This window comes from Fulvivirga kasyanovii (assembly GCF_009711405.1).
Taxonomy (GTDB): Bacteria; Bacteroidota; Bacteroidia; order Cytophagales; family Cyclobacteriaceae; genus Fulvivirga; species Fulvivirga kasyanovii.
On record NZ_SMLW01000013.1, the window covers coordinates 1 to 230 of the forward strand.

Consider the following 230-nt stretch of genomic DNA (forward strand, 5'->3'; position numbering starts at 1 on the left):
GAAAAGGTGATACTACTTTTGTAATGGCCTGCCTAAACACAGCCCTGGCGCACTATCCCCGCTATGCCCATGCCCGTTTGCTCAAAGCCGAAACACTGAAAAGCCAGTACACCACACTTATGGACAAGGCAGGGGCACAATACCCGGCTGACCTTTGGCACGATAGAGAAGCAAAAATACTTTTCGACCGGCTGGAAAAGGAATATTTATCACTCTACGGCCTGGGCTAC

1 protein-coding gene is annotated in these 230 nt (G+C 50.0%); it reads left to right on the forward strand.

Annotation, left to right across the window (positions count from 1 at the left end):
- The coding region (locus E1163_RS29965) for a hypothetical protein (protein ID WP_221417837.1) at positions 1–230 on the forward strand (230 nt) is incomplete at both ends.